General features: G+C 64.4%; 1 protein-coding gene. It reads left to right on the plus strand.

Features of this window, described 5'->3' with window-relative positions; genetic code table 11:
• On the plus strand, positions 1-1,551 hold a 1,551-nt coding region (locus B2994_RS03085), incomplete at both ends, for a cation-translocating P-type ATPase (RefSeq protein ID WP_291526930.1).

The raw sequence follows: 1,551 nt of genomic DNA on the forward strand, positions 1-1,551 counted from the left end.
CAAGGCGCTGAAAAGCTATGACCGTTTTGAACGCGTGGCCGAGGTGCCGTTCACCTCGGAGCGCAAGCGCATGGCAGTGATCGCGCGGGATGGGGCCGATTCCAATAAGCTCACCGTATTTGCCAAGGGTGCCCCTGACGTGCTGCTGGGCTACTGCTCGCGCATTGCCGTGGGCGGCCAGGTGCGCCCGCTGACCGATGGCGACCGCCAGGATATTCTCGCCACGGTGGAGCGCCTGTCCGGCGAGGCCTATCGCACGCTGGGCGAGGCGTATCGTCCGCTGGAGACCGCGTCGTTGGCCGAAGTGCCCGGCATCCAGGTGAATGCCGCCGGGCAGGTCAGCGACATCGCAGAGCAGGCGGCCGTCATCGAAAGCGATCTTATCTGGGCCGGCATGGTGGGCATCATCGATCCGCCGCGCACCGAGGTGCGTGATTCCGTGGCCGAGGCGCATAGGGCCGGTATCCGCACGGTGATGATCACCGGCGACCACCCGCTTACCGCCGCCCGCATCGCCTCCGATCTGGGCATTGTCGGCAAGGATGGCGAGACGCTTGCCGGCCAGGCGGGTGGTGATGGCGGCAAGACCCTCATCAGCGAGGCGCTTACCGGCGACCAGCTTGACCGGTTGAGCGCTCAGGGCGAGGCTGCGTTCGACCGGGCGACCGCCAGGGTGTCGGTGTATGCCCGCGTGGCTCCGGAGCACAAGCTGCGCATCGTCGAAAGCCTGCAGCGTCAGGGCAATATCGTTGCCATGACCGGCGATGGCGTGAACGACGCGCCCGCCGTCAAAACCGCGGACATCGGCGTGGCCATGGGCATTACGGGTACCGAAGTGACGAAGGAATCCGCCAAGATGATTCTTGCGGACGACAATTTCAGCACCATCGTGGCCGCCGTGCGCGAAGGCCGCGGCATTTTCGACAACATCCGCAAGTTCCTGCGCTATCTGCTCAGCTCCAATGTGGGCGAGGTGTTCACTGTGTTCGGCGGCGTGATGCTGGCCGGGTTCCTGGGCATCCAGCAGCCCGGATCCGTCGGCGTGACGGTGCCGTTGCTGGCCACTCAGCTGCTGTGGATCAACCTGCTCACCGATGCGGCGCCCGCGCTGGCCATGGGCGTTGACCCGTCGACCGAGGACGTGATGAACCGCAGACCCCGCAAGCTGACCGATCGCGTGATCGACGTGGACATGTGGGGCGACATTATTTATGTGGGTCTAATCATGGCGGCGGTAACGCTGATCGGCATGGACATGCATCTTTCCGGTGGCCTGTTCACCGACCGTTCGGTGGATGCGCTTGGCCATGAGGCCCAGATGGTCGAGGCTCGCACGATGGGCTTCACGATTTTGGTGTTCGCGCAGCTGTTCAATGCGCTTGCCTCGCGTTCGGCCAAGCAGAGCGCGTTTGTGGGGCTTTTCGCGAACAAGTATCTGTGGGGCGCCATCGGCATCTCGGTTGCGCTGCAGCTGTTGGTGATCTATGTGCCGTTCCTGAATGCCGCGTTCGGCACGACGCCGCTGCCGCCGCTGGCCTGGCTGGAGTGCAT

The sequence above is a fragment of the Bifidobacterium sp. UBA744 genome (genome assembly GCA_002298605.1).
Taxonomy (GTDB): Bacteria; Actinomycetota; Actinomycetes; order Actinomycetales; family Bifidobacteriaceae; genus Bifidobacterium.